Origin of the sequence: Mycobacterium sp. E735 (assembly GCF_001666955.1) — a bacterium.
In the GTDB taxonomy this organism is placed as follows: Bacteria; Actinomycetota; Actinomycetes; order Mycobacteriales; family Mycobacteriaceae; genus Mycobacterium.
Genome location: NZ_LZIX01000020.1, coordinates 1 through 25423, shown reverse-complemented (window position 1 = coordinate 25423; position 25423 = coordinate 1). Strand labels below are relative to the sequence as shown.

The 25423-nt window shown below is 68.0% G+C and carries 21 protein-coding genes and 2 pseudogenes; 7 read left to right on the top strand and 16 right to left on the bottom strand.

Annotated features, from left to right (window positions below):
* From A5704_RS01935 to A5704_RS01910, 6 genes are all read right to left on the bottom strand, one after another.
* Nucleotides 1–1032, bottom strand: coding sequence for an Rv2578c family radical SAM protein (locus A5704_RS01935; RefSeq protein ID WP_067752670.1), 1032 nt, complete (start codon nucleotides 1030–1032; stop codon nucleotides 1–3).
* A gap of 150 nt (nucleotides 1033–1182) precedes the next feature.
* Entirely contained in the window at nucleotides 1183–2484 is a 1302-nt protein-coding gene (locus tag A5704_RS01930) for a cytochrome P450 (protein WP_067887118.1), read from the bottom strand.
* Nucleotides 2481–3155: an alpha/beta hydrolase fold domain-containing protein gene (locus tag A5704_RS01925; RefSeq protein WP_197499060.1), complete on the bottom strand. Its 675-nt coding sequence runs from the start codon at nucleotides 3153–3155 to the stop codon at nucleotides 2481–2483. The genes A5704_RS01930 and A5704_RS01925 overlap by 4 nt, the downstream gene beginning before the upstream one ends.
* Before the next feature lie 241 nt (nucleotides 3156–3396).
* On the bottom strand, nucleotides 3397–5226 hold the full coding sequence (locus tag A5704_RS01920) for an FAD-binding oxidoreductase (protein ID WP_369827177.1): 1830 nt from the start codon (nucleotides 5224–5226) through the stop codon (nucleotides 3397–3399).
* Nucleotides 5227–5236: 10 nt separating this feature from the next.
* A complete protein-coding gene (gene mdlC / locus A5704_RS01915) occupies nucleotides 5237–6850 on the bottom strand; it encodes a benzoylformate decarboxylase (protein ID WP_067752678.1) in 1614 nt (537 codons plus the stop codon).
* A 37-nt stretch (nucleotides 6851–6887) separates the two neighbouring features.
* Nucleotides 6888–7715, bottom strand: a complete 828-nt coding sequence (locus tag A5704_RS01910; RefSeq protein WP_082954746.1) for an alpha/beta hydrolase — start codon at nucleotides 7713–7715, stop codon at nucleotides 6888–6890.
* A 10-nt stretch (nucleotides 7716–7725) separates the two neighbouring features.
* On the opposite strand from A5704_RS01910, the gene A5704_RS01905 reads away from it, so the two are divergent.
* A complete protein-coding gene (locus A5704_RS01905) occupies nucleotides 7726–9012 on the top strand; it encodes a CdaR family transcriptional regulator (protein WP_156670050.1) in 1287 nt (428 codons plus the stop codon).
* A 328-nt stretch (nucleotides 9013–9340) separates the two neighbouring features.
* Here the strand turns inward: A5704_RS01905 and A5704_RS01900 are convergent, their stop codons facing one another.
* Nucleotides 9341–9970: a TetR/AcrR family transcriptional regulator gene (locus tag A5704_RS01900; RefSeq protein ID WP_067782203.1), complete on the bottom strand. Its 630-nt coding sequence runs from the start codon at nucleotides 9968–9970 to the stop codon at nucleotides 9341–9343.
* Between the two features lie 155 nt (nucleotides 9971–10125).
* Here A5704_RS01900 and A5704_RS01895 point away from each other — a divergent pair, with 155 nt between their 5' ends.
* Entirely contained in the window at nucleotides 10126–10557 is a 432-nt protein-coding gene (locus tag A5704_RS01895) for a hypothetical protein (RefSeq protein WP_067782198.1), read from the top strand.
* 50 nt (nucleotides 10558–10607) lie between these two features.
* The gene (locus tag A5704_RS01890; RefSeq protein ID WP_197499061.1) at nucleotides 10608–11753 is read left to right on the top strand and encodes an NADH:flavin oxidoreductase; all 1146 of its coding nucleotides are present in this window, start codon (nucleotides 10608–10610) and stop codon (nucleotides 11751–11753) included.
* A 21-nt stretch (nucleotides 11754–11774) separates the two neighbouring features.
* Here A5704_RS01890 and A5704_RS01885 read toward each other — a convergent pair whose 3' ends face one another.
* Nucleotides 11775–12134 (bottom strand): hypothetical protein, encoded by a 360-nt coding sequence (locus tag A5704_RS01885; RefSeq protein WP_231968707.1) that lies wholly within the window; start codon nucleotides 12132–12134, stop codon nucleotides 11775–11777.
* 98 nt (nucleotides 12135–12232) lie between these two features.
* On the opposite strand from A5704_RS01885, the gene A5704_RS01880 reads away from it, so the two are divergent.
* On the top strand, nucleotides 12233–12718 hold the full coding sequence (locus tag A5704_RS01880) for an SRPBCC family protein (RefSeq protein WP_067752746.1): 486 nt from the start codon (nucleotides 12233–12235) through the stop codon (nucleotides 12716–12718).
* A 92-nt stretch (nucleotides 12719–12810) separates the two neighbouring features.
* Complete coding sequence (locus A5704_RS01875; protein WP_067752684.1) at nucleotides 12811–13035, top strand: deoxyribodipyrimidine photolyase; 225 nt, start codon at nucleotides 12811–12813, stop codon at nucleotides 13033–13035.
* A gap of 2 nt (nucleotides 13036–13037) precedes the next feature.
* On the opposite strand, the gene hisS is transcribed toward A5704_RS01875, so the two are convergent.
* Together hisS and A5704_RS01865 are read right to left on the bottom strand one after the other, a co-directional pair.
* Nucleotides 13038–14309 (bottom strand): histidine--tRNA ligase, encoded by a 1272-nt coding sequence (gene hisS, locus A5704_RS01870; RefSeq protein WP_067752690.1) that lies wholly within the window; start codon nucleotides 14307–14309, stop codon nucleotides 13038–13040.
* Complete coding sequence (locus A5704_RS01865; RefSeq protein ID WP_067752693.1) at nucleotides 14306–14977, bottom strand: MBL fold metallo-hydrolase; 672 nt, start codon at nucleotides 14975–14977, stop codon at nucleotides 14306–14308. The genes hisS and A5704_RS01865 overlap by 4 nt, the downstream gene beginning before the upstream one ends.
* 117 nt (nucleotides 14978–15094) lie before the next feature.
* Between A5704_RS01865 and A5704_RS01860 the strand changes: the two genes are divergently transcribed.
* Nucleotides 15095–15994, top strand: a complete 900-nt coding sequence (locus A5704_RS01860; protein ID WP_067887112.1) for a peptidylprolyl isomerase — start codon at nucleotides 15095–15097, stop codon at nucleotides 15992–15994.
* Nucleotides 15995–16064: 70 nt separating this feature from the next.
* Nucleotides 16065–17849 (top strand): protein kinase, encoded by a 1785-nt coding sequence (locus A5704_RS01855; RefSeq protein WP_067887109.1) that lies wholly within the window; start codon nucleotides 16065–16067, stop codon nucleotides 17847–17849.
* A 27-nt stretch (nucleotides 17850–17876) separates the two neighbouring features.
* Here A5704_RS01855 and A5704_RS01850 read toward each other — a convergent pair whose 3' ends face one another.
* From A5704_RS01850 to A5704_RS29670, 6 genes and pseudogenes are all read right to left on the bottom strand, one after another.
* A complete protein-coding gene (locus A5704_RS01850) occupies nucleotides 17877–20270 on the bottom strand; it encodes a bifunctional (p)ppGpp synthetase/guanosine-3',5'-bis(diphosphate) 3'-pyrophosphohydrolase (protein WP_067782869.1) in 2394 nt (797 codons plus the stop codon).
* Between the two features lie 41 nt (nucleotides 20271–20311).
* Nucleotides 20312–20869, bottom strand: coding sequence for an adenine phosphoribosyltransferase (locus tag A5704_RS01845; RefSeq protein ID WP_067752706.1), 558 nt, complete (start codon nucleotides 20867–20869; stop codon nucleotides 20312–20314).
* On the bottom strand, nucleotides 20851–22500 hold the full coding sequence (locus tag A5704_RS01840; RefSeq protein ID WP_067782875.1) for an ABC transporter substrate-binding protein: 1650 nt from the start codon (nucleotides 22498–22500) through the stop codon (nucleotides 20851–20853). Before A5704_RS01840 ends, A5704_RS01845 begins: the two co-directional genes overlap by 19 nt.
* Before the next feature lie 5 nt (nucleotides 22501–22505).
* Nucleotides 22506–23780: a protein translocase subunit SecF gene (gene secF, locus A5704_RS01835; protein WP_067752714.1), complete on the bottom strand. Its 1275-nt coding sequence runs from the start codon at nucleotides 23778–23780 to the stop codon at nucleotides 22506–22508.
* Between the two features lie 3 nt (nucleotides 23781–23783).
* Nucleotides 23784–25222, bottom strand: a pseudogene (secD, locus tag A5704_RS01830) (protein translocase subunit SecD); the annotation flags it as partial.
* A gap of 115 nt (nucleotides 25223–25337) precedes the next feature.
* Nucleotides 25338–25423, bottom strand: a pseudogene (locus tag A5704_RS29670) (hypothetical protein); the annotation flags it as partial.

The following is a 25423-nucleotide window of genomic DNA, read 5'->3' as shown; positions in this document are numbered from 1 at the left end:
TCAAAACAGCGTCGCCTGAACGTGTTCCGGCTCCGCCGGGGTAGCCGCGACGGGCCGCCGGAACGACCGCAGCTCGCCGCCGAGCCGGTATTTCGCGATCAGCGGCGCGGCCCGGCCCCGCAGCATCTCGCGGTAATCCGGGGGCAGGTACGCACCGCGCCGGTAAAGCTCGCGGTAGCGGGCCACCAGGTCGGGATGCGAGCGCGCCAGCCAGGCCATGAACCAGCCACGCGTCGAGCCGCGCAGGTGCAGGCCGAAGACCGTGACACCGGTGGCGCCGGCCGCCGCGATCTGGCCGAGCAGCCGATCGAGGTGCTCCGTCGAGTCGGTCAGCTGCGGCAGCACCGGCGCCACCATCACGTGGCAGTCCAGGCCGGCCTCGCGGATCGCCGCGATCAGGCCCAGGCGCGCCTGCGGACTCGGCGTGCCCGGCTCGACGTCGCGATGCAGGTCCGGGTCACCGACCGCCAGCGACACCGCGACCGACAGCGGAACGTGTTGCGCCGCATCGGCGATCAACGGCAGGTCGCGCCGCAGCAGCGTGCCCTTGGTGAGGATCGACAGCGGTGTGCCGGATTCGGCGAGGGCGGCGATGATGCCGGGCATCAGCGCGTAGCGCCCCTCCGCCCGCTGGTAGGGATCGGTGTTGGTGCCCAGCGCGACGGTCTCGCGCCGCCACGACGGCCGGCGCAGCTCGCGGCGAAGGACCTCGGCGACGTTGGTCTTGACGATGACCTGGCTGTCGAAGTCGTTGCCGCAGTTCAAGTCCAGGTATTCGTGTGTGGGCCGCGCGAAGCAGTAGCGGCATGCGTGCGAGCAACCGCGGTAGCCGTTGACGGTGTACCGGAACGGCAGCGCGGAGGCGTCCGGCACCTTGTTGAGTGCCGACTTGCACAGCACCTCGTGAAACGTGATGCCCTCGAAGTGCGGGGCCCGCACGCTGCGGACGAGGCCGATCCGCTGCAGCCCCGGTAGCGCCCCGTCCTCGACGGGGTCCCCGTTGACGGCGACCGCCTGGCCCGCCCAGCGCATGACCTCTATTCGAACATCCGTTCGACATCGAGTCAAGCTTCGGGGTCGAGTCGGGTGTGACCGGGCACCTCGATCGCCGGCGGGGGCTCGGCGATGGCCGCACCCCGAAGGCGTTGAGCGTGGCCGACGAGTCTGCGCGGTGCCTGTGTTTCAGGGCCGGCGTCTCAATCGAATGCCGACACGCGAGTGGTCGAGCGTGCGTGGCAGCGGTCGGTGCGGGTCCAGATCGGCACCGGTCGCCGCCGGGCTGCGCTCGCCGAGGACGGCCGTCAATACGGCGACGCCGATTCGTAGCGCAAGGTCGGCGCCCGGGCATGCTTGCGGGCCGTGACTGAAGAAGTTGAATGACCACGACGATTGGGCGGCCCCTTGGGTCCACGCTGTGGGATTGAACTGATCGGCCCCGGGGAAACGGCTGGTGTCGCGGTGGTTGAAGGTGTTGACGATCATGACTTGTGTTCCCGCGGGCACGATCTCGCCGTCCCACTTGGTGGGCCCGGTGAGGGTTCGCGCCAAGACGGGGGTGCTGGGCCAGAGGCGCATCGCTTCGGATAGGCAGCCCACGAGGTAGTCGTGGGCACTGTGTTCGTCGATTGCGTTCTGCGCGTTGAGGAGAATCTCGGTGTGTGTGGCCAGCAGCGCCAGACAACGCCAGAGATTGATGGCCAGGGTGTCACCCATCGCGAACATCCAGTGGATGACTTGATGGGTCGGGTACGTGACGTCGGAGGCGGGCGCCGCGGCGAATTGTCCGACCAGGCTGTGTGCGTCCGCGGCTTGAGCGTAGCGGCTCAGCGCGGTCAGGAAGGTGTCTAAAATCTCGGGGTCTCCCCTGCCGGGTGGGTTGGCTTTGGCCATCAGCGTCACGAGTTGCGCCGATATTTTTTGGTCGTCAGCTGCGTTGTCGCCGAGAATGATTCGGCGCGCGATTCGCTGTATCACGCTGTGAAACCATGGCCAGTCAAGGTTGTCGGGCATGGCTCGGGCTTCCTGGTCCGCGACGGTGTCGCACCGGTGGGCGACCGCGCCGCTACCGGCGGCTTGCGCCAGGACAGCCTCGGTGAATCGGCGGCGGTCGGACCAATGGTCGCCTCGTGAGATGGTCAGGGCGTGCGGCTGGAATTTGTTCATTCCGGAGAGTTTGGGCTCGGGGTCGGACGCGAAAGGCTCCGGCGCGTGGGAGAGTACGAAACGGATCTGATCCGGGCCGAAGACGAGCAGCGTGGGCTTGCCTCCCACCTTCACCCAGATCGGTCCGTCACCGTAGCGCCGGTGCAGCGCGGTGAGCAGCCGGTGTGCGCTGCGGGCGACACCGGCTCGGTTGAGCGCAGCGGTTACCGCGGGTCGGCGGCTGAAGAGGCCCTCGGCCACGTTGGGCAGCGCCACCAGCGTGGTGAAGCGCAGGCTTTCGAGTGTGGTGGTGTGCGGGAGGCCGACTGTGCGACTCGTCAAAATTGCTCACTTTTGACGAGGGCGGCGTCGATGTGGCCGAGCAGTGCGCGGCGTGCGGGCTTGGCTTCCGGAACGGGCAGCAGCGGGTAGACGTGAATCGCCCCGGGCTGCTCGTGGTAGGCAATGCGGCCGGTGCCGATGGTGTCCCGCAGCCGGCGGCAGTCGGCGACGAAGATGTCGCGGTCGCCGACGTAGAGGTCGATGGGTGGAAGATTGTGCAGCGCACCGAAGATGGGGCTGACCCGGTAGTCGTCCGCCGGGAGATGTCCGGCCCATACGCGGCCGCACTCGCGCAGGCCGGGAACCGCGAGCCAGGGGTCGCGCTTGGCGAGGGTTGGGATGGCGGGATTGGTCAGTGCGATGTCGAGCCACGGACTGATCAGGGTGAGCCCGAGCGGCGGGGTGGCTCCGGCGCTGATGGTCGCCTGGGTAGCGGCGAGCGCCAGGCCCCCGCCGGAGGAGTCACCGGCCAGATAGGTGGGCCCGTCATGCGCGGCTCGGCCGATCACGTGCCCGAGGAAGTCGATCGCTTCCTCGGCATGGTGCTGCGGCGCGAGTCCGTAGAGGGGGACGTGCACAGGGCGCCGGGTCGCGTCGGCGATCGCGCAGACGAGTTTCCAGTGCGCGGGCGCGATCTGGTTGACGTAGGCGCCCCCGTGGACGTAGACCACCGACGGGCCGCGGGCAGGAATTGGCGTACCGCTCGCCGATTGCACTGTGTAGCAATCGAACCCGCCCACGGTGGCACGGGTCAGACGGTAACGAGCTGACGTCGCGATCCCAGGCGGTGGCCCGCCGCTGTTCTTGGGCCGATTGAGATAGGCGCGCGCGCTTCGCGCAGTGGCATAGGTGCGAGGTCGACGGACGACTCGCCCGTAGGTAGCGATGGCATGCATCTGCCAGGACATCGGTCTACCGTGCGACCGCGATCTTGAAGACAGCGCTGGTGATCGTCCCGAATGCGTTTCCCCCGCCGATGAACAGCCGTTTGGTGTCGTAGCCCGCGACGTCTTTCATGTTCTGGCCGCCGAAGCGGGCAGCGGCGGCACCGTCGGGGAGGACGACCTCGACGCCGAGCAGCCCGTGGCGCACCTCGAGGCGTTCCTGGCCGGTCGCGTTGGCGATCAGTTCGCCGACGGTGCGGTCGAGGCCCTCCATTGGGACGGCCGGGCAGGTCACACCTTGCTCGTGGAGTTTGCGCGACAGGTCGCCGAGGGTGACCGCGGCGCCGACCACCAGGTTCAAGTTGCCGGTGTTGACCTCGACCGTGGTGTCGTCGCCGTCGGCGTGCGGTGCGGTGTTCGGATGACCTTCGAGCGCCGCGCGCACGGCGGCTTCGAACGCAGGCAGCGCGGGTTCTTCTGGTGAGGGTTCGGGCAACATGATGCCGGGGTTGAAGGTGTGCGCGGGATCGAAGACCCGCTTGAGGATGCGTTGCGCGGCGATCTCGACCGGGGTGAAGCGTTTCGTCATGAATTGGATTTTCTCGGTGCCCACCCCGTGCTCGCCGGTGATCGTGCCATCCAGCTTCAATGCCGCTTCGATGATCTCGTTGTTGGCGGCTTCCAAAGCCGCGGGCGCGTCGGGGTTCTCCTTGTCGTAAAAGGTGGTCGGGTGTAGGTCCCCGTCTCCGGCATGTCCGGTCACGGCGATGAACAGCAGGGCGTCCGAGTGTCGTTTGGCGGCGTCCTGGATTGCCTGCTGCATCTCCGGAATGTGTTGGCGCGGAACGGTGACGTCGCCGATGAAGAAGCCTTTGCCGCTGTGCACGACGGCGTCCGGGGCGTGCAGGCGTCCGTACCAGAGCTTGGCGCGGGCGTCGTCATCATCGGCGCGGCGCACCTCGGTGGCGTGTTGTCGCAAAACCTTTTCTACGATCGCGCCGTCGCGGTCGACCTCGGCGGCGGTCCCGTCGACGTCGATGAGCACGATCGCGTCGGCGTCGGTGGGATAGCCGGTGTCGGTGAACTGCTGCAGGCCGTTGATGCCGGCTCGGTCGAGCCATTCGACCGCCGCGGGCACGGTCCCGGTCCGGATGATCGCGGAGATGGTTTCAGCTGCCTCCCGGGCGGTGTCGAAGCTGCCCATCAGGCTGCGAGTGACCGGCGCAATGGGGCGCAACGCGACGGTCGCCTCCGTGAGGATCGCAAGAGTACCTTCCGACCCGATCAGCACCCCGAGCAGATCCGGGCCGTCGTCGGCCGCGCTGAGGTTGATCACGGTGCCATCAGCCAGAACCGCTTCGACGCCGAGGACGTGGTTGTAGGTGACGCCGTACTTGAGAGCGTGTGGCCCACCGGCGTTTTCGATGATGTTGCCGCCGACGCTAGCCAGATGTGCCGATACCGGGTCGGGTGAGAACACCAGTTTGTGTGGGGCTAGCTGCTGTTGCAGATCGAAGTTGATGACACCGGGCTGGACCCGAGCCGTGCGAGCTGCCGGGTTGATGTCGAGGATCTGGTTCATCTGGGTCAGATCGATCACCACGCGGTCCGCGCCGGCCATGACTCCGGCACTGCAGTTCGATGCGCCGGCGCGGGTAACCAACGAAACATGATGTTCAGCAGCAACTTTGACGGCGGCGACGACGTCGTCGCGACTGCGCGGGCGCAACACCAGACCAGGTTGTCGGCCGAAACCCCAGTAATCTTTGGTGTGTTCGGCCAGGGTGGCCTCGTCGGCGGCCACCGCGTCGCGGCCCTGAAGCGCCGCGGCGAACGCCGAAATGATCGTGCCGTCCACCAGAAGTCTCCTAGCTGCCGAATCCCCCGGGCACGGGTGTCGTGCGGGCGTTGATCAGGGTGGGACGGTCGCGGTCGGCGATGCCGGCTTTGACCAGTTCGAATACCTCGTCGGAGCTGTGCGCTTCGTGGGCGTCGACGCCGTAGCTGGCCGCGGTCGCGACGATGTCGAGGCCGGGGATGTCGAGCCCGGGGACGTTCGGGGTCTTTTCCCACACGCCGAACTCTTTGACCACACCGTATTCGGCGTTAGACGCCACCACCACGGTGAGGGGGATGTTGTAGCGCGCCGCGCTCCACAGCGCGGTGATCGCATAGTGGATGGAGCCGTCACCCATGCACGACACGACCGGCCGGTCCGGAGCCGCGACTTGAGCACCGACCGAGGCCGGCAGGCCCCAGCCGAGTCCCCCGCCGGCGGCCGACAGATGTGACCGCGGATTGCCCGGACGGATGCTTTCGGTCATGGTGATCTCGTTGCTGCCCGCTTCGCTGACCCATAGCGTGTCCGCGGGTGCGGCGTGAGCAACAGCGGTCCACAGATCCGCGGGCTTCAGCGGCACCTGCTCCGAAACCCGTTCGGGGACTGCGGCGCGTGGCGCGGGCGCGGAGCGCTGGGTGGGTTTGACCGCCGCCGCCAAGGCCCGAGTGGCGGCGCGAATGTCCGCGACGATCGCGTCACCGACGGGGGCGCGGGCGGCCTCGTCGGGATCGTTGGTGATCTGGATCAAGCGAGCGCCCTCGGGCAGGTACGGCCCGGGCACCAGCGGGTAATAGCGGAACACCGGCGTCCCGATCGTGAGGATCAGGTCGTGGCCCGCGAGCAGCCCGGAGATCCAGCCCGCCCCCGGGGGCAGCGCGCCGTGATAGAGCCGGTGATTCTCCGGGAAGCCGCTCCAGCCGGTCAATGGTGCGGTGTATACCGGCGATTCGGTGCGCTCGGCCAGCTCGATCACCGCGTCATACGCGTCGTAGCGGTCGATATCGCCGCCCACAATGATCGCCGGGGAGGTGGCGGCGTCGAGTTGTGCGCCGACCTGCTCGGCCAGCTCGGTCGGGAAACCGGTTGCGTGGGTCACCGTGCGTTCGCGCACCACCGCGATGTCGGCGAGCTGGCCGTCGGTCAGTTCGATCGGCATGTCGTCCATCGGCAGCGAGACGAACACCGGGCCCATCGGCGGGGTGGTGGCCAGGTGGATGGCCCGGGCCAGCACGGCCGGGGACTCGCTGGCGGTCGCCGGCTCGGCGGCCCACTTCACGAACGGCTTTGGTGTGGTGGTGGGTTCGTGATTGGTCAGCAGGCAGTACTGGTTCTGCATGTTGCGGCGCTGGTTGCCCGCGGTGATGATCAGCGGCGTCTTGTTGACGTAGGCGTTGTAGATCTGGCCTTGCGCGTTACCCATGCCGGGGGCGGTGTGCAGGTTGACCACGGCGGGACGGCGGGTGACTTGCGCGTAGGCGTCGGCCATCCCGACCGGGATCATCTCCTGCAAGCCCAGGAAGTAGCGGAAGTCGTCGGGAAAGTCCTGCAGCAGAGCCAATTCCGAGGAGCCGGGGTTACCGAACCAGGTGGTCAGATTGTGTGAGCGGAACAGGTCGAGGATGGCGTCGCGCACTGTGGTCATGGGTGGCCGTTGCTTTCGTTCGCAGTTGTGAAAGGAGTCAGTCGAGTTCCCCGGGCACGGGGTTCAGCGCCCAGTACAAGGCGAAGTCGGCGACTTCTTCCCATCCCGGTGCGCCGCAAGTGAAGTGGTCTCGCTCAGGGAAGAGCTTGAAGGCGGTGATCGCGGCCGAGTGTTTGGCGTTCTTCGTGTAGTTCTCGTGCTGCACAGCAGGCGGCAGGATGTGGTCGTGGCCGCCGGCGATGAACAGCAGCGGCGCGCGGTCGTCGTTGGCGAAGTTGTACGTGGTGGCCGCGCGGTGTGTGAAGTTGGCCAGGCCGCCCTGGAACAGGATGCGCGCCGGTACTGGAACCGCGTACCGCTCATAGGCACTCGCAGACTCGGCTTCGGTGAGTGTGTTGGTGAACGCGTAATGGAACTGCTCGGGCGTGATGGGCACCGCACGGTGCAGGTTGGCGGGATTCTTCAATACCGGGAATGTAGCCCGCACTTCGGAGAACGGCAGCGCTTTGATGCCTTTGACGGCGGCACCGTCGATGGACACCCCGGCTCGCCCGTAGCCGGCATCGAGCAGGAGCTGCACGAAGGTGCCGCCGAAGGAATGGCCCATCAAAATCGGCGGCTCGGCGAGTTCCTCGATGATCTCGGCGAGATGGTCGAAGACCTCCCGCACCCCGAGGTCCGCCAAGGGTGCGAGGTTCTCGCGCAGCGCGGCGACTCCGGCCGGGCCGGGGGCCACGCCGGGGTAGCCCGGTGTCAGGACCGAGAAACCGCGAGCGCGGTAACGCGCGACCCAGTCCTCCCATGCCAGGGGTGTCATCCACAGGCCGTGGATCAAAACGATGGTCTGATCGGAGGGGGCGTTCACAGCAAGAAGCGTGATCGTTCTGCGTGAACTTCACAATGAACAGCAGCCCAGATTTACGATCACGAAACCTGTGCGGGGGCACAACGGGGCGCGGCGATTTACGATCCGCTACATGTTGCAGCAACGACCGCTGACCGTGCTCACCAATCGCGTGCGACAACAGTCGGGCGCAATCGTGACCAAGGTCCTCGCCCGGCTGCGCGCAGAAGTACCCGACTATTTGCCCATCGACGACGACAACGGCGAGACCGTTAGGGGCAACATCGCCGAGTACCTCGACGAGATGCTCGAATGGATCGACCGCGGCACTGACCCCGGCCACCACAGCTTCGATTCCGCCATTCATCACCGCGCCAGCCAAGGTCTGACGCAGTCAAGTCTGTTGCACGCCTACCGCCTCGGCGCGGCGACCATCTGGGACGAGCTCGCACGCCTGGCGGACACCGGGGAAATCGAAAAGGAAGCCCTCATCGCGGCGACACCGTCCATCTTCGCCTGGATGAACGCCAATTCGCTTCGCGCACACGCGGTTTTCCGCGAAATCGACATCCGCAACGCCCGACGCAACGAACAAGTTCGTGCCGCCCTCCTCGATACGGTGCTGTTCAACGAATCCAGCATCGGGGCAGCGTTCTGGGACGCGGTCGCCGCCCTCGGTCTCCCGCGGACGGGCCAGCTCACGATCATCTCGGCAACCAGCGCTGAGCCTTCGGTGCAGCATTCACCTCCGGACATCGAGACGCTGATCTCGGCGCAGCCCGCCGTTCAGGACTCGTGGTTTCGTCTCACGTCCCATGCGCAATTGGGGGTCGTATCGCTTCGACGAAACCGCGCGGACGCGCTGGACACCATCGCCGCCACCATCTGCACCGACATCCCCGTCATGATTGGCCTCAGCAGCCCCTTCACCGACATCGCCGACTGCTCAAAAGCCCGCGCTCAGGCTCAAGTCGCCATGTCAGCCTCGTCGAACAGTCGCCCGAGCACCCGCTACAACCGCGACGTCATCGCGGTCTTGCTCGCCAGCTCGCCAGACGCCGCCGCATCCGTGGTGACAACCACACTGGGACCAGTACTCGAGTTGCCAGCCGAACGGCGCGAACCACTCCTCACCACGGTCGACACCTGGCTGCAGCGCGGCCAGTCCGTCTCGGCCACCGCCGACGAACTGCACTGTCACCGCAACACCATCAACTACCGATTGCGCCGATTCGCCGAACTCACCGGACGGCCGCTGGCCGACAATTTCTGGCTGGCCCAAGTCGCAGTGGCGCTGCAAGCTGCACGCACCTGGTAGAGAAACCGCGGTCGATCTGCGGTCTGAAAACTCTTCGGGCGGCTCCACGCCCTTGACGACCGCACATTGCGCTGCAACTAAAACGTCAAGCAGCCCAACGCAACGTCGCTCCGGTCGTTCGCCTCACAGTGGACCACGAGGACCCCTAATCCCAAGCCGCATAGCGACCGACCACCGAACGGATCACCTCATCAGACGCAGCACCGCTCATCGTCGCACGCCTGGCCCGGGCCCAGCTGACATCCGGCAACCGTCCGCGCTCCCACGCGAACCGCGAAACGATCTCGGCGCCAACGGAACCGGCCAAGGCCGGATCCGTCAGGTGATTTCACGGACCGCGACGGAAGGCAGCGACGTGCCCCAGCGCCATGTCCACGGCGAGCTCGACAGGTCGCGCGTTGCGCATCGTCTGCGCCATCAGGAGTCCGCCTTGCAGCGCACTCATGATGGCCAATGCGAGCTCGGCAGGGTCGGCAGCTGCGGAGAGTTCGCCGCTGTCGCGCATCGTCGCCAAACCCGCGGACAGATATGACTGCCACTCGGCGAAGGCTTGCGCAAGCTCCCGGCGCGCCGAATCCGACCGCTCGGCAAGCTCACCCACGAGCGAGCCCAACGGACAACCCCCGACGCCTTGCGTCGCGCGGGTCATGGCCACGACGTGGTCGCACCACCGCTGCAGACCCTCCCAGGACGACACGTCGCCCAGATTGGGCTGCTGTGCCGCGATGATGTCGCCGAGTTGGGTCTTCACAACCTCGCGGATGAGGGCGTCCTTATTGGCGAAGTAGTGGTATAGCTGCGACTTGCTTGTGCCGGTCGCCGCCATCACGTCGTCCAGACTCGTCCCGGCGACGCCTTGCCCGCGGACGAGCGATGCCGCGGCGGCGACGATGCGGGCCCTGGTCGCGGCACCGCGAGTCGTCAGGCGCCCGGCGCCGGGGCGCTCCTCTGATGACATGCGCGAAGTGTAAAGCGGATTGGACTTGATAGTCCATTTTGGCTTCAGCACAATTTTCGCGTGGACTGCCCGACCCGCGAACAAGGCGACATGCCCCCGCACCGAACCGCTCCCGACGCCGGTCGCGGCGGGGTCCACCCTGCGAGGGAGGAATCATGACGCCGATATCGGATAACAAGGCCGTGAAATATAATTCGATGTTCCTGGGTTCGACGATGTTCTTGTTTGGGTTCTTGAAGTTCTTCGACCCATTTCGTTCGTGGTTCGACGTCCAGATCACAAAAAGCGGGCTGCCGCGACTCTGCATTCCCATGGGTATCGCCGGGGAGATATCCATCGGGCTGGGCCTGCTTTCGGCCGCCCGCGTCGGGCGGGAGACCTCGAATCTCGTCGGCCCGATCGCGTCCGCCGCCTCGGCCGGGCTGATCGCCAACATGGCGGGCGCCACCTATGTGCACGTGCACCCGGAGGTGCCCGCCAATGTCCTCCCGCTCAAAGTAAAGCCTCCCATCATCCCCCTGGTTTTCATGCTGTTGGCCGCCGTGAATCTCGTTCAGCTTCGTCGAGACCATGGGCAGCGCTCCTGACGGTAGCGCCCATCACGACCCCGTATTACCGACACGTAAATGGATGACCTGTGCCCGACCGAATTCGCCCACCACATCAGACGCTCTTCCAGGCGGCAACCATCGGCAACGTCGCCCTCACCAACCGGGTCGCGCTGGCGCCCATGACGCGAGTGAGCGCGACGGCCGACGGCGTGCCCACCGACCGGATCGCGTCCTACTACCGCATTTTCGCCGAGGGCGGCTTCGCGCTGTTGATCACCGAAGGGCTTTACATCGACGATCAGACCAGCCAGGGGTACCTGTTCCAGCCGGGCATCGCGAACGCAGCTCACGCGGCCGGCTGGCGACCGGTCATCGACGGCGTGCACAACTGCGGGGCCAAATTTTTCGCCCAGCTCATGCACGCCGGCAGCCAGTCGCAAGGCAACCCGCACACGCCGATCACCTGGGGGCCGTCCGCAGTTCGGCCGAAAGGCGATCAGCTGCCCATGTACCGGGGTGCGGGTCCGTTCAAGATTCCCCAAGCGATGACCGCCGAGCACATCAACCAAGTCCGCGGGGCGTTCGTGAATGCGGCGCGGCAGGCGCGCGACGCCGGGTTCGACGGCGTGGAGATCCACGGAGCCAACGGCTATCTGCTCGACGAATTTCTCACCGACTATCTGAATACGCGCACCGACGAGTACGGCGGCGATACCGCCGGTCGGGTACGCCTGGCGGCCGAGGTCTGCCACGACGTCGCGTCGGCCGTCGGTGACGACATCGCCGTCGGCATCCGGATCTCCCAGGGAAAGGTCTCCGACAACCACCATCGGTGGGCCGGCGACGAGGAGGACGCGGCCGTCATCTTCGGCACGCTGGGCGAGACCGGCATCGACTACATCCACACCACCGAATATCGCGCGCTGGCACCAGCATTCGCCGGAAGCGACAGCTCGCTCGCGCAGCTGGCAAAGCAATTCAGCAAGCTGCCGGTAATCGCCAACGGCCATCTGGACGACCCGCGCGACGCCGCCGCCATCATCGACTCGGGCGCCGCCGATGTGGTCGCCCTGGCCAAACCGGCGCTTGCCAACCGCGACTGGCCTCATCGAGTCCTACGCGGCAAGCCGTTATCGCCCGACGTGCCAACCGATCTCTTCGGTCCCGTCGCCAACCTCAAAGACTGGGAAGTCGTCGGCGCGGACGACGAACGGGTGCCCGGTGCGAGATGACATGGTCTCGGGCGCGGCGGTTCAGAGGACGGCGTCGGCGAGGCGATCCACCTGGTCGAGCGCCGCGACGCTGGGATGGAACACCAGCCCATCGAAACCGAGGTCGCGGTAGGCGCGCACGGTGGCCGCCGCGTCCTGCGGGGTGGTCACCATGTCGGCGACGTTGAGCGCTGCGTAGTCCGGTTTGAATCCGTAGTAGCGCCGCAGATGCTCCCGGCCGAGCCCGACGGTGTCCTCATCGCCGAACGCGAAGTTCACGCTGGCGTGCAGCCGCGGCTGCCCTGACCGGCCCGCCTCCCGCCACGCCGCGCGTGCCCGATCGGCGAATGACGCCTGATTGCCGTAGTCGCGCAGGGCGCACGGACGGCTGATGAACCCCACCCCATCGCGCGCTCCGCGCGGATCGGCGTCGGCGCGCGGCAGCCGAGTCGTAGAGTGAGCGACGATCGTGTCGTATCCACGACGGCTGCGAGGAAATGATGACCGAACGCATCGAGGTTCAGCGCACGATTGCGGCCCCGCCGGCGGACATTTTCGCCGTGCTGTGTGACCCGCAGGGCCACGTCGCGATCGACTCGTCCGGAATGCTTCAGGACGCGGAGGGCGCCCCGGTAAACGGTGTCGGCGACCAATTCGTCGTCCACATGGACCGCGAGGCCTTGAACGATTTTCCGCAATTCGGCAAATATGACGTCACCGTCGACATCAAGGAATTCGAGCGGGACCGCCTGATCGCGTGGACGGTCCTCGGCCAGATTCAGCCGCCGATCGGCCACGTTTACGGCTACGAACTGCACCCGACCGAAGACGGCTCGGCCACCGTGGTCACCTCGTTCTACGACTGGTCGAACATCGACCCGAAGTGGCGCGAAGCCGGGATTTTCCCGATTCTATCCGAAGGCGCATTGCGGGCCACCCTGGGCATTCTGGATCGCACGGTCCGGCGCGGTTATCCGCGCGGATAACCGCCTTTCCGGTTTAGCGCATAAAACAGGCCGCGGTTTTATCCCGCATTCGGGCGGGTATCAAGACAGGGCCCCTCACGAAAGGACCTGACATGTTGCATTCGGTGATCCTGGCGAGTTCGGACCCGGTCGCCGCGGGCTTTATCCTCCGCGGCATCAAGGGAATTTTCGTCGCCATCGGCAGCGTCATCGCCGCAATTGTGTGCGGATTAATCGCAATGATGAAGGGACGCAACCCGCTGGGCTGGGGAATTCTCGGGCTGTTTTTCTCGATCCTCACCCTGATCGTCGTCATCGTCATTCCGAGCAAGAAATAGCACTACCGCCCGAGTCGCGAAAGAACTTCGGCGACAACCGAATCGGCGGGCACTGAAACCTGCTCGCCCGTCGCGAGGTCCTTCACCCCGACCGTGCCCGCGTCGATGTCGCGGTCGCCGAGCACGAGCGCAACACGGGCGCCCGAACGGTCGGCCGCGCGCATCGCGCCCTTGAGACCCCGGTCGCCGTAGGCCATGTCGACGCGGGCCCCGCCGGCACGCAGCCGCGCGGCCAGCACCGCCAGCTTCAGCTTGGCCTGCTCGCTCAGCGGCACCCCGAACACCTCGCAGCGCGCGGTCTCCCCCACGCTCTTGCCCTCGGCGCGCAGCGCCAGCAGCGTGCGGTCCACGCCGAGCCCGAACCCGATCCCGGACAGGTCCTGGCCGCCGAGCTCGCGCATCAGGCCGTCGTAGCGGCCGCCGCCGCCGATGCCCGATTGCGCACCCAGCCCGTCGTGCACGAACTCGAAGGTGGTCTTCGTGTAGTAGTCCAGGCCGCGCACCATGCGCGGGTTGATAACGTACGGCACGCCGAGCGCGTCCAGGTGGGCCAGCACGGTGTCGAAGTGCTGCTTGGCGACGTCGGACAGGTGGTCGAGCAACACCGGCGCGCCGGCCGTCATGGCCCGCACCGCGGGGCGCTTGTCGTCGAGCACCCGCAGCGGGTTGATCTCGGCGCGCCTGCGGGTTTCGTCGTCGAGGTCCAGCCCGAACAGGAACTCCTGCAACAGTTCCCGATATTGCGGGCGGCAGCTGTCGTCGCCCAGCGAGGTGATCTCCAGGCGGAACCCGTCGAGCCCCAGCGACCGGAAGCCGGCGTCGGCGACCGCGATCACCTCGGCGTCCAGCGCAGGGTCGTCGACGCCGATCGCCTCCACGCCCACCTGTTGCAGCTGCCGATAGCGGCCGGCCTGCGGACGCTCGTAGCGGAAAAACGGCCCCGCGTAACAGAGTTTGACCGGCAACGCTCCGCGGTCCAGCCCATGCTCGATCACCGCGCGCACCACCCCCGCGGTGCCCTCGGGCCGCAATGTCACCGAGCGGTCGCCGCGGTCGGCGAACGTGTACATCTCCTTGGACACCACGTCGGTGGATTCCCCGACGCCGCGGGCGAACAGCGCGGTGTCCTCGAAGATGGGCAGCTCGATGTCGCCGTAGCCGGCCCGGCGAGCGGCGGTCAGCAACCCGTCGCGCACCGCCACGAACTGGGCCGACTCGGGCGGCACGTAGTCGGGCACCCCCTTGGGCCCGGAAAACGACGAGAACTCGGTCACGGGCTCAGGCCTTCGATGAACGGGTTGAAGCGGCGCTCGGCGCCGATACTGGTGGCGTTGCCGTGCCCGGGCAGCACCACCGTGTCGTCATCGAGCACCAGCAGTTTGGTCACGATCGAGGTCAGCAGGTCGCGGCCGCTGCCGCCGTGCAGGTCGGTGCGCCCCACCGAGCGTTCGAACAGGGTGTCGCCGGTGAACACATAGTCTTTGTCGTCCTTGTCGGACGACACCCGGAAGACCACCGACCCGCGGGTGTGCCCCGGGGTGTGGTCGACGTTGACGGTCACGCTGCCCAGGTCGAGCTTGTCGCCGTCGCGGTCCAGCTCGACGACCTGCTTGGGTTCGCGGAAGAAGGCGCCCGCCACCAGCTGGGCCACCCGCGGGCCCAGGCCGTAGATCGGGTCTTTCAGCATGAACCGGTCCTCGGGGTGGATGAAGGTCGGGCAGCCGTAGGTGTCGGACACCTTCTGCGCGGACCACATGTGGTCGATGTGCCCGTGGGTCAGCAAGACCGCGGCCGGGGTCAGCCGGTTCTCGTCGAGGATGCGCCGCAACGGGCCCATCACCCGTTGCCCCGGATCCACGATGACGGCGTCCGTTCCCGGCCGCTCAGCCAGCACATAGCAGTTGCACTGCAACATGCCGGCGGGAAATCCGGTGATCAACACGGCTCCCAGTTTCCCACGGGCCCCACTTGACACCGGTCGCGGCGCCCACATTAGCCTGAGCTGGCCACCGACGCCTTTTGCGGGCCCCCGACCTACCGACCATGGAGGCATACGGCCGTGCCGACCAACGAACAGCGACGTGCCAACGCCAAGCGCAAGCTCGAACGGCAGCTGGAGCGCCGCGCGAAGCAAGCCAAGATGCGCCGGATCGTGGTGATCGCCGCCGGCTCGCTGGTGGCCGTCGCCGTGGTCGTCGCGCTGGTGCTCGCCGTGATCAACACCAAGCACGAGCACAAGAGCAACAGCGCGGCCAGCTCCACCACCTCGGCCCCCAGCAGCTCCCCGGAGACCACCACGCCCGCCGGGCCGACGCCGCCCGTTCCGCCGTTGCCGGCGTTCAAGCCGTCGGCCGACCTCGGCGCCAACTGCCAGTACCCGGCGTCACCGGAACCGGCCGCCAAGCAGGTCAAGCCGCCGCGCACCGGCAAGGTGCCAACCGACCCGGCCCAGGTGAGCGCCAGCATGGTGACCAACCAGGGCCGGATCGGGCTCATGCTGGCCAACAACGAATCCCCTTGCACGGTAAACAGTTTCGCGAGCCTGATCGGTCAGAAATACTTCGACAACACCAAGTGCCACCGGCTGACCACGTCCGCGGACCTGGGCGTCCTGCAATGCGGTGATCCCAAGGGCGACGGCACCGGCTGCCCGGGCTACCAGTTCGCCAACGAATATCCGACCGACCAGTACCCGCCGAACGATCCGAAGGCGCAGCAACCCGTCCTCTACCCGCGCGGCACCCTGGCGATGGCCAACGCCGGGCCCGGCACCAACGGCAGCCAGTTCTTCATGGTGTACAAGGACTCCCAGCTGCCGCCCCAGTACACCGTCTTCGGCACCATTCAGCCCGACGGGCTGGCGACGCTGGACAAGATCGCCAAAGCCGGCGTGGCCGGCGGCGGCGAGGATGGCGCCCCGGCCTCCGAAGTCACCATCACCTCGCTGTTGCTCGACTAAAGCCAAGCAGCACAACGCCGATTGGCGAGATCGCGCGACCCGCGGGCGGTCCACCGCTTAAGGTCGTGGCGTGGGGTCAGAATCCTTCGGGCATTACCAATTGCTGGATGTGCTTGGGCGTGGCGGCATGGGCGAGGTGTACCGCGCCTACGACGCCGCCACCGACCGGGTCGTCGCCCTCAAGGTGCTGCCGCCGAACATGGCGGAGGATCAGGAGTTTCAGCAACGATTCCGCCGGGAGGCGCGCATCGCGGCGAGCCTGAACGACCCGCATGTGGTGCCCATCCACAGTTACGGGGAGATCGACGGACGGCTCTATGTCGACATGCGGCTGATCGAGGGCCGCGACCTGTTGCAGTACATCGCCGAAAACGGTGGACGCCTGTCGCCCGAGCGCGCGGTCGCGGTGGTCGAACAGGTGGCCGCGGCGCTCGACAGCGCCCACCAGGCCGGGCTGGTCCATCGCGACATCAAGCCGAAGAACATCTTGGTCACCAAGGCGCGGGACTTCGTCTACCTGATCGACTTCGGCATCGCCCGCACGCTGGCCGACACGTCGCTCACGCAGACCGGTCACACGATGGGCACCGTCGCCTACATGGCGCCCGAGCGATTCAGGGGCGCAACGGATCACCGCGCCGACGTGTATTCGTTGGCCTGCGTGCTGCACGAGTGCCTGACCGGCAAGCGCCCCTACGCCGGCGAGAGCCTCGAGGAGCAACTCAACGCGCACCTCAACACGCCGCCGCCGCGGCCGTCGGCAACCGTGGCCGGCGTCTCCCCGGCCCTCGACGCCGTGGTCGCCCGCGGGATGGCCAAAGACGTTGAACAGCGCTATCAGTCGGCGATGGAACTTGCCGAGGCCGCCAGGGCCGCGTTGGCCGCCCCGGCCGGGAGCGCGGCATGGAATCCGCCGCAGGCGCCGGCCGCGCCGCCGCCTCCGACCGCCGGGCCGCCCACGCAGGACTACCCCCCGACCGGCCCCAGTCCGGACCCGCAGTCGGCGTATCGCGCCCCCACCCACTCCCGGCGTCTGCTGCTGGGTATCGTCGGCGCGTCCACGCTGGCGCTGGCCGCGGTGGTGGCGCTGGTCATCGCGCTGGTCACCCAGAACGACGGCTCCGCCAACAGCGCGGCGTCCACCAGCGCGTCCCGCGCCCGGGTGCCCGGCCGGCCGGGATCAACCTCCGGTCCGACCGGGCAGGCCATGGCGACGGTGCCCCCGTTGCCGGCGTTCGCGCCGCCGGCCGATCCGGGCGCCAACTGCCAGTACCCCAGCGCAGCGGACACCATCGTCAAACCCGTCAGCCCTCCCCCGTCCGGGAGGGTCTCCACCGAACCCGCGGAAATCGCGGCCACCATCTCCACCAACTTCGGTGACATCGGCATCCAGCTTGCCAACTCCGAATCCCCCTGCGCGGTAAACAGTTTCGTCAGCCTGGCCAAGCAGCAGTTCTTCGACAACACCCAATGCGCCCGGCTGATCAACTCCACCGACGGCGGATCGCTGCTGTGCGGCGGTCCCGAGTCCGACGGCTCCGGCGGCCCCGGCTACCAATTCGCCGACGAGTACCCGACCAACCAATACCCGGCCGGGGACCCCGGCCTCCGGGCGACCGTGCTCTATCCGCGCGGCACCGTGATCATGGCCGTCGACGGGCCGAACACCAACGGCAGCCAGTTCTCCCTCGTTTTCCGGGACTCCGAAATGCAGCCGACGAGCACCGTGCTCGGCACCATCAGCCAGGCCGGTCTTGCGGTCGTGGACAAGGTCGCCGAGGCCGGCATCGCCGGCAATCGGCAGAGCGGCGCCCCCACCAACCCGGTCACCATCAACTCCGTGCGCATCGGCTGACAGGACTCGCGGCGGGGCGCGCGCCCCTTACGCCGCGGATGTCACGCGGTAGACGTCGAAGACGCCTTCGACGTTGCGCACCACGTTGAGCAGGTGGCCCAGGTGTTTGGGGTCGCCCATCTCGAAGGTGAACCGGCTGATCGCCACGCGGTCACCGGAGGTGGTGACCGACGCCGACAGGATGTTGACCTTCTCGTCGGCCAGCACCCGCGTGACGTCGGAGAGCAACCGGTGCCGGTCGAGCGCCTCGACCTGGATGGCCACCAGGAACACCGACGACGGCGACGGCGCCCAGTGCACCTCGATGATCCGCTCGGACTGCTGTTGCAGCGACGCCGCATTGGTGCAGTCGGTGCGGTGCACGCTCACTCCCCCACCGCGCGTGACGAACCCCATGATCTGGTCGCCCGGCACCGGCGTGCAGCACTTGGCCAGCTTGGACAGCACCCCCGGGGCGCCGGGGACCGAGACGCCGACGTCGTCGCTGCTGCGCGGGCGGCGCAGCATGGTCGTCGGCGTGGACCGCTCGGCCAGATCCTCTTCGGCCTGGTCGATCCCGCCGAGCTCGGCGAGCAGCCGCTGCACCACGTGCCGGGCCGACACGTGGCCCTCGCCGATCGCGGTGTAGAGCGCGGACACGTCGGTGTAGTGCAATTCGCGGGCGACCGCCGCCATGGATTCGCCATTGACCAAGCGCTGCAAGGGAAGTCCGCCCCGGCGCACCTCGCGCGCCATCGCCTCCTTGCCGGCTTCCAACGCCTCCTCACGCCGCTCCTTGGCGAACCACTGCCGGATCTTCGCCTTGGCGCGCGGCGACACCACGAACTGCTGCCAGTCCCGCGACGGGCCGGCGTTGGGTGCCTTCGACGTGAAGACCTCGACGACCTCGCCGTTTTCCAGCTTGCGCTCCAGCGCCACCAGCCGGCCGTTGACCCGCGCCCCGATGCAGCGGTGACCGACCTCGGTGTGCACGGCGTAGGCGAAGTCCACCGGCGTCGACCCGTTGGGCAGGGTGATCACATCACCCTTGGGGGTGAACACGAAGATCTCTTGCACCGCAAGGTCGTAACGCAACGACTCCAGGAACTCGCCGGGGTCGGCGGCCTCCCGCTGCCAGTCGAGCAGCTGGCGCATCCAGGCCATGTCGTCGATCTCGGCGGCGGCGTGCGGGTGCGGAACGCCGTTGCGGCCCTTGGCTTCCTTGTAGCGCCAGTGCGCGGCGATGCCGTATTCGGCGGTGCGGTGCATGTCCCGGGTGCGGATCTGCACCTCGAGCGGCTTGCCCTCGGGCCCGACGACGGTGGTGTGCAGCGACTGGTAGACGCCGTATCGCGGCTGGGCGATGTAGTCCTTGAACCGGCCCGCCATCGGCTGCCACAGCGAATGCACCACGCCGACAGCGGCATAGCAGTCCCGGATCTCGTCGCACAGGATGCGGATGCCGACCAGGTCGTGGATGTCGTCGAAGTCCCGTCCCTTGACGATCATCTTCTGGTAGATGGACCAGTAGTGCTTGGGCCGCCCCTCCACGACAGCCTTGATCTTCGAGGCGCCCAGGGTGTTGGTGATCTCGGCGCGGACCTTGGCCAGGTAGGTGTCCCGCGACGGGGCGCGGCCGGCGACCAGCCGGACGATCTCGTCGTACTTCTTCGGGTGCAGGATCGCAAACGACAGGTCTTCCAATTCCCACTTGACGCTCGCCATGCCCAGCCGGTGAGCAAGGGGCGCAATGACTTCCAGCGTCTCGCGGGCCTTGCGGGCCTGCTTCTCCGGCGGCAGGAAGCGCATGGTGCGCATGTTGTGCAGCCGGTCGGCGACCTTGATCACCAGCACCCGGGGGTCGCGGGCCATCGCGGTGATCATCTTGCGGATGGTCTCGCCCTCGGCCGCGGTGCCCAGCACCACCCGATCCAGCTTGGTCACGCCGTCGACGAGGTGCGCCACCTCGTCGCCGAACTCCTCGGACATCTGCTCGAGCGTGTAGCCGGTGTCCTCAATGGTGTCGTGCAGCAGCGCGGCCACCAAAGTCGTGGTGTCCATGCCCAATTCGGCGAGGATGTTCGCGACGGCCAGCGGGTGGGTGATGTAGGGGTCGCCGGAGTGGCGCAACTGCGTGGCGTGCCGCTCGTCGGCGACCTCGAACGCGCGCTGCAGCAGCGACAGGTTCGCCTTCGGATAGATCTCGCGGTGCACCGCCACCAGCGGTTCCAGCACCGGGTTGAGCGTGGTGCGCTGGGAGGTCATCCGGCGGGCCAGCCTGGCCCGCACCCGGCGCGACGCGCTGCTGGACGTCTTCAGCGTCTCGGTCGGCTGCTCCGGCGGCTCGGCTGCCTGGGCCGTGACCGCCTCCCCGACCAGCAGGGACTCCGCGACGTCAGTGGGCGCGTCAAGCGCCTGCGCCGCGCTCTTCTCGTCCGCCACGATGTCACCTCCGACCTCGAGGATATCGCGCGGTTGGCCGGCTAGACCCGCCTCAGGCTGTGCACGCGCAGGTCCGCGACCGCCCGACGGCCCCCGAGCGCGGCCAATTCGAGGACCACCGCCGCCGCGATCACCGTGGCGCCGGTGCGTTCCAGCAGCCGAGCGGCCGCGGCCAGGGTGCCCCCGGTGGCCAGCACGTCGTCGATGATCACCACGTGGCGTCCCCGTAAGTCGATGCCGTCCGCGGGGATCTCCAGCGTGGCGCTGCCGTACTCCAGGTCGTAGTGCTCGGCGTGCACCGGCGGGGGCAGCTTTCCGCCCTTGCGGATGGCAAGCACGCCCGTGCGCAGGCGGTCGGCGACGGCCGCCGCGGCCAGGAACCCGCGGGAGTCGATCCCGGCCACCAGGTCGGCGCCGGACGCGATCTCGGCCAGCGCGTCGGTGACCGCCGTCAGCCCCCGCGGGTCGGCGAACAACGGGGTGAGGTCCTTGAACTGGACCCCCGGCTTGGGGAAGTCCGAGACCTCGCGCAGCAGCGAGGCGATGACGTCCGCCACCGACGAGGTCCCGCCGACGCTCGTCACTGCACCAGCGCCCATCGATCCATGTTCCAGCCCGCGCCCCAGCGCGTCGGGTTCTTGCTCACCGCGTACATCTTCTTCGACATCAGGAGCGTGCGTTGCTGCCGGTAGAGGGGCAACGTGGGCATGTCGCCCCACAGTACCGGCGCCGCCTCACCCAGCAGCCGGACGCGTTCGGCGGGGTCGGCCGACACCGCCAGCGCCCCGATGGCGCTGTCGATCTGCGGGTTCGAGTAGCCGGACAGGTTGTTGCCGTTGCCGCTGTGCAGGTCGTAGGCGTCCATCGCCGACGACCCCGTCGACCCGCTGCCGGTGGCGCCGCCGGTGCTGGCCAGCAGCACGTCGATCTTCCCGTCCTTGAGGGCCTGCGGCCCGGAGGTGTCCAGGGCGACGTTGACGACGGTGATACCGGCCGCGGCGCAGGATTTGGTGATCACCCCGACGTTGACCGCGAGCCGCGCGTTGGGCCCCGGATAGCCGATCCGCACCGTCGTCGGCGCGCCGCCGAGCGCGGCGCGGGCGGCGGCGGGGTCGGCCTTGGCGAACTGGGCGGCCTCGGCGGCGCCGTCGCCGGCAGTGGCGGGGTCGTCGGCGGCGGGGTTGAGGCGCGAATTGGCGATCGGCACCCCCGCGTCGCGTGCGAGGGTGTCGCGGGGCGTGCACAGCGCGAGCGCGCGCCGGGCCTTGGGCTGCGAGAGCGGACCCTGCGGGGCGAAGATCAGTTGCTCGATGCCGGCCGACGGCGAATCGGCGCGAACGTAGTTGTCCGGGGTTGTCAGCGTTCCCGACGAGCCCGCCGCCACGTCGACGACGTCGACGCTGCGGTTGTTGACACGGTCCTGGATGTCGGGGCCCTGCGGCCACACGGTGATGCGCTTGGTGATGGCCTTGGGACCCCACCAGCGGTCGTTGGCGACGAGCACCACCGCGCCGCCGTCCAGGACGCGTTCGATCTTGTACGGGCCCGACGACGGGAAGTTCTTGAGGTCCAGCCCGGGCTTGAGGTCCCAGATGGTGTTCCACAGCCTGGCGATCTGCTGGACCAGCTGGGTGTTGTTGCTCAGCAGCGCGGCGGTCACGTCGATGTGCAGCTGGTCGGCGATGACGTGCGACGGCATCAGCGTGGTGGCGGTGAACAGCTGGTTGTAGTCGACGACGCCGCGGTCCGGGATGAACGACACCCGGGCCTTCTTCTGCCCGGGCAGGCACTCGACGTTGGCGATGTCGAGGTAGCCAGCCTGGGTGGCGGCGTTGAAGTCCGGGTACCGGCCGGACTGGGCGGCCCACGCCAGCACCAGGTCGTCGCAGGTGACCGGCTTGCCGTCGGAGTACACCGCGTTGTCGGCGATCTGGTAGTCGAGAACCAACGGCGAGCCGCCCACCACCGACACCGTGCCGAAGTCACGGTCGGCGACGGTCTGCCCGTCCGGGCCGTGGTAGCTGAAGCCGGCGAGCGTGCGGGCGAAGGCCTGCGCGCCTGCGGACGCCGCGCCGACGACGGTGTTGGTGTTGTAGGTGACCAGCCGCCCGTCGACCACGTAGTCGATCTGGGAGGCGGCGCTGCCCGAGCACGCGGCCAGCGTGACGGCCGCGACGAGCATTGCGGCCAAACCGATAGCGCCCCAAGCGAGGCGATACCTGGCGGCCATGGCGACTACCGCCGGCCGGCGTTTCGCTTGCCGCTCGGACGCCGGGTCCCGGTCGGGCGCGCCGGGCGCGCGCCCGGCGCCGGCTTGCTCGGTGCGGGCTTGTCGGACGGCGCGGACGCGGTGCTCGCCGTCGACGCCGAGTCGTCCTCGGCGGCCTTCGGCTCCTCCGCGGCCTTGGTCTCCTCCGCGGGTTCGGCGCCGCCCTTGCGGCGGCGCGTGACGCGGCGGGTGTGCGTGCGCACCAGCTCCGTGCGCTCGCGCAGTGTGACCAGCAGCGGGGTGGCGAAGAAGATCGACGAGTAGGTGCCGACGATGATGCCGACCAGCTGGACCAGCGCCAGGTCCTTGAGCGTGCCGACGCCCAACAGCCACACCGCCACCACCATCAGCGCCAGCACCGGCAGCACACCGATCAGGCTGGTGTTGATCGAGCGCATGAATGTCTGGTTGATCGCCAGGTTGGCCTGCTCGGCGAACGTGCGGCGGGTGGTGTGCTGGAAGCCGTGGGTGTTCTCCTCGACCTTGTCGAACACGATGACGGTGTCGTAGAGGGAGAAACCGAGGATCGTCAGCAGGCCGATGACGGTGGCCGGGGTGACTTCGAAACCGACCAGCGAGTACACCCCCGCGGTGACGGTCAGGTCGAAAACCATCGTCGTCAGCGCGGAGACGGCCATGTACCGCTCGTATCGGACCGTGATGTACAGGCTGACCAACGCCAGGAACACCACCAGCGCGATCAGCGCCTTGTTGGTGATCTGGTCACCCCAGGTCTCCGACACTGCCGCGTCGCTGATGGCCTGCTTGCTGGGCTTACCGTCCGCGCCCTTGGGCTGGAAGGCATCGAACAGGGCGTTGCGCAGCTTGGCCGTCTGGTCGTTGGTCAGCGTTTCGGAGCGGATCTGCACGGTCGCGGACCCGCCGTTGCCGACGATCACCACCGACTCCGGATCCCGGCCGATGGTTTTCCTGAAGACGTCGGACACCTGCGACGTCTGGACGGTGCCGCGCGGGAAGGACACCGTGGTGCCACCCTTGAAATCGATGCCGAAGGTGAAGCCCCGCAACAGGATCGACAGTATCGCCACCGCGACGATCGCCCCGCTGATCCCGTACCAGAGGCGGCGGCGGCCGATCACCTCGAACGCGCCGGTGCCGGTGTAAAGCCGCGAGATGAAGCCGTGCCGCGGCTCGCCGGCGCCGCCGTCGGTCAATTGCGCGGCGTCGCCGGTGGACTCGGTGATCTCGGTCGCGTCCTTGGATGCCTTGGAGGCACTCATGGGCTATCCCCGTCCCGTCTTCACTTGCGACGAAGCCCGGCGTTCGCGGGCGACCTGCTGAACGGCCCCCAGGCCGTTGTATGCCGGTTTGGCCAACGTCGGCGACTTGGACGCCAGGTAGATCATCGGCCAGGTGACCAGGAACACCACCACGACGTCGAGGATCGTGGTGAGCCCCAACGTGAAGGCGAATCCCCTCACCTGGCCGATCGCCAGGGCGTACAGCACCGCGGCGGCCAGGAACGTGACGGCGTTGCCCGACACGATCGTCTTGCGGGCCCGCACCCAACCCCGGGGCACCGCCGACCGAAACGATCGGCCCTCGCGGATCTCGTCTTTGATGCGCTCGAAGAACACCACGAACGAGTCCGCCGTCGTGCCGATACCGATGATCAGACCGGCGATACCGGCGAGGTCCAAGGTGTAGTTGATCTGCCGGCCCAGGATCACCAGTATCGCGAAAACCATTGCGCCGGAAGCGATCAACGACAGGGCCGTCAGCAGGCCCAGCACCCGGTAGTACAGCAGCGAATACAGCAACACCAGGACCAGCCCGATGGCACCCGCGATCAGCCCCGCCCGCAACGAGGTCAATCCCAGTGTCGCCGAGACGGTTTGGGCCTCCGACGCTTCGAAGGACAGCGGCAGCGAGCCGTACTTGAGGACGTTGGCCAGCTGCTTGGCGGTCGCGGCCGTGAACGGCGGGTCGCCGCCGGTGATCTGCGTCCGGCCGCCGGGGATGGCTTCCTGGATCATCGGCGCGCTGACGACCTGGGAATCCAGCGTGAAGGCGGTCTGGGTGCCGATGTGGGCGGCGGTGAAGTCGGCCCAGGTGTTGGCGGCCGCCGGCTTGAACTGCACGTCCACCACGTAGCCGATGCCGCGCTGGTTCATCCCCGAGGTGGCGTCCTGAATCTGGTCGCCGCTGATGATCGACGGCGCCAGCAGGTACGCCACCTTGTGGTCGGTCGAGCAGGTCACCAGGGGCAGGTTCGGGTCGTCGTTGCCGGCGAGGATGTCCTCTTTGTCGCAACGGGTCGCCTGGAATTGCAGCGCCAGGAACTGGACGCCCTGGCGGGTGCTCTGCCGCCACTTCTTCTCATCGGCGATGCGATCGGCGAGCTCCTTGCGCGGGTCCGGGGGCGCGGGCTGCTCGGCCGGCGGCACGTCGGCCGGTGGCGCGTTCCCCGCGGGCGCGGGCGGCGGGGCGGGGCTGGGCGTCTCCGGTTCGGAGGTCGTGGTCGACGGCGACAACCTGGTGATCACCGTGCCCGGCAACGACGGCAACGAGGCCCGCAACCTGGGGCAGACCGCTCGTCTCTACATCCGCCCGGTGCTGAACTCGATGCCGGCGCAGGAGCTCCAGCCCAAGCCCGCGCCGCAGGCGCCCCCGCCCGGGCAGGCGCCGCCGCCGGGCCAGCCTGCGCCGGGGCAGGCGCCGCCCCCGGGCCTCGCCCCGCCGCCGGGGCAGGCGCCGCCCGGCCAGCCCGCACCGGCGCAACCCGCACCGCAGGGTGGACGGCCGCCGGCCCAGCCACGGCCGTATCCGCTGGACCCGCCGCCGCCCAGCCCCGCCCGCAACGAGGTCAATCCCAGTGTCGCCGAGACGGTTTGGGCCTCCGACGCTTCGAAGGACAGCGGCA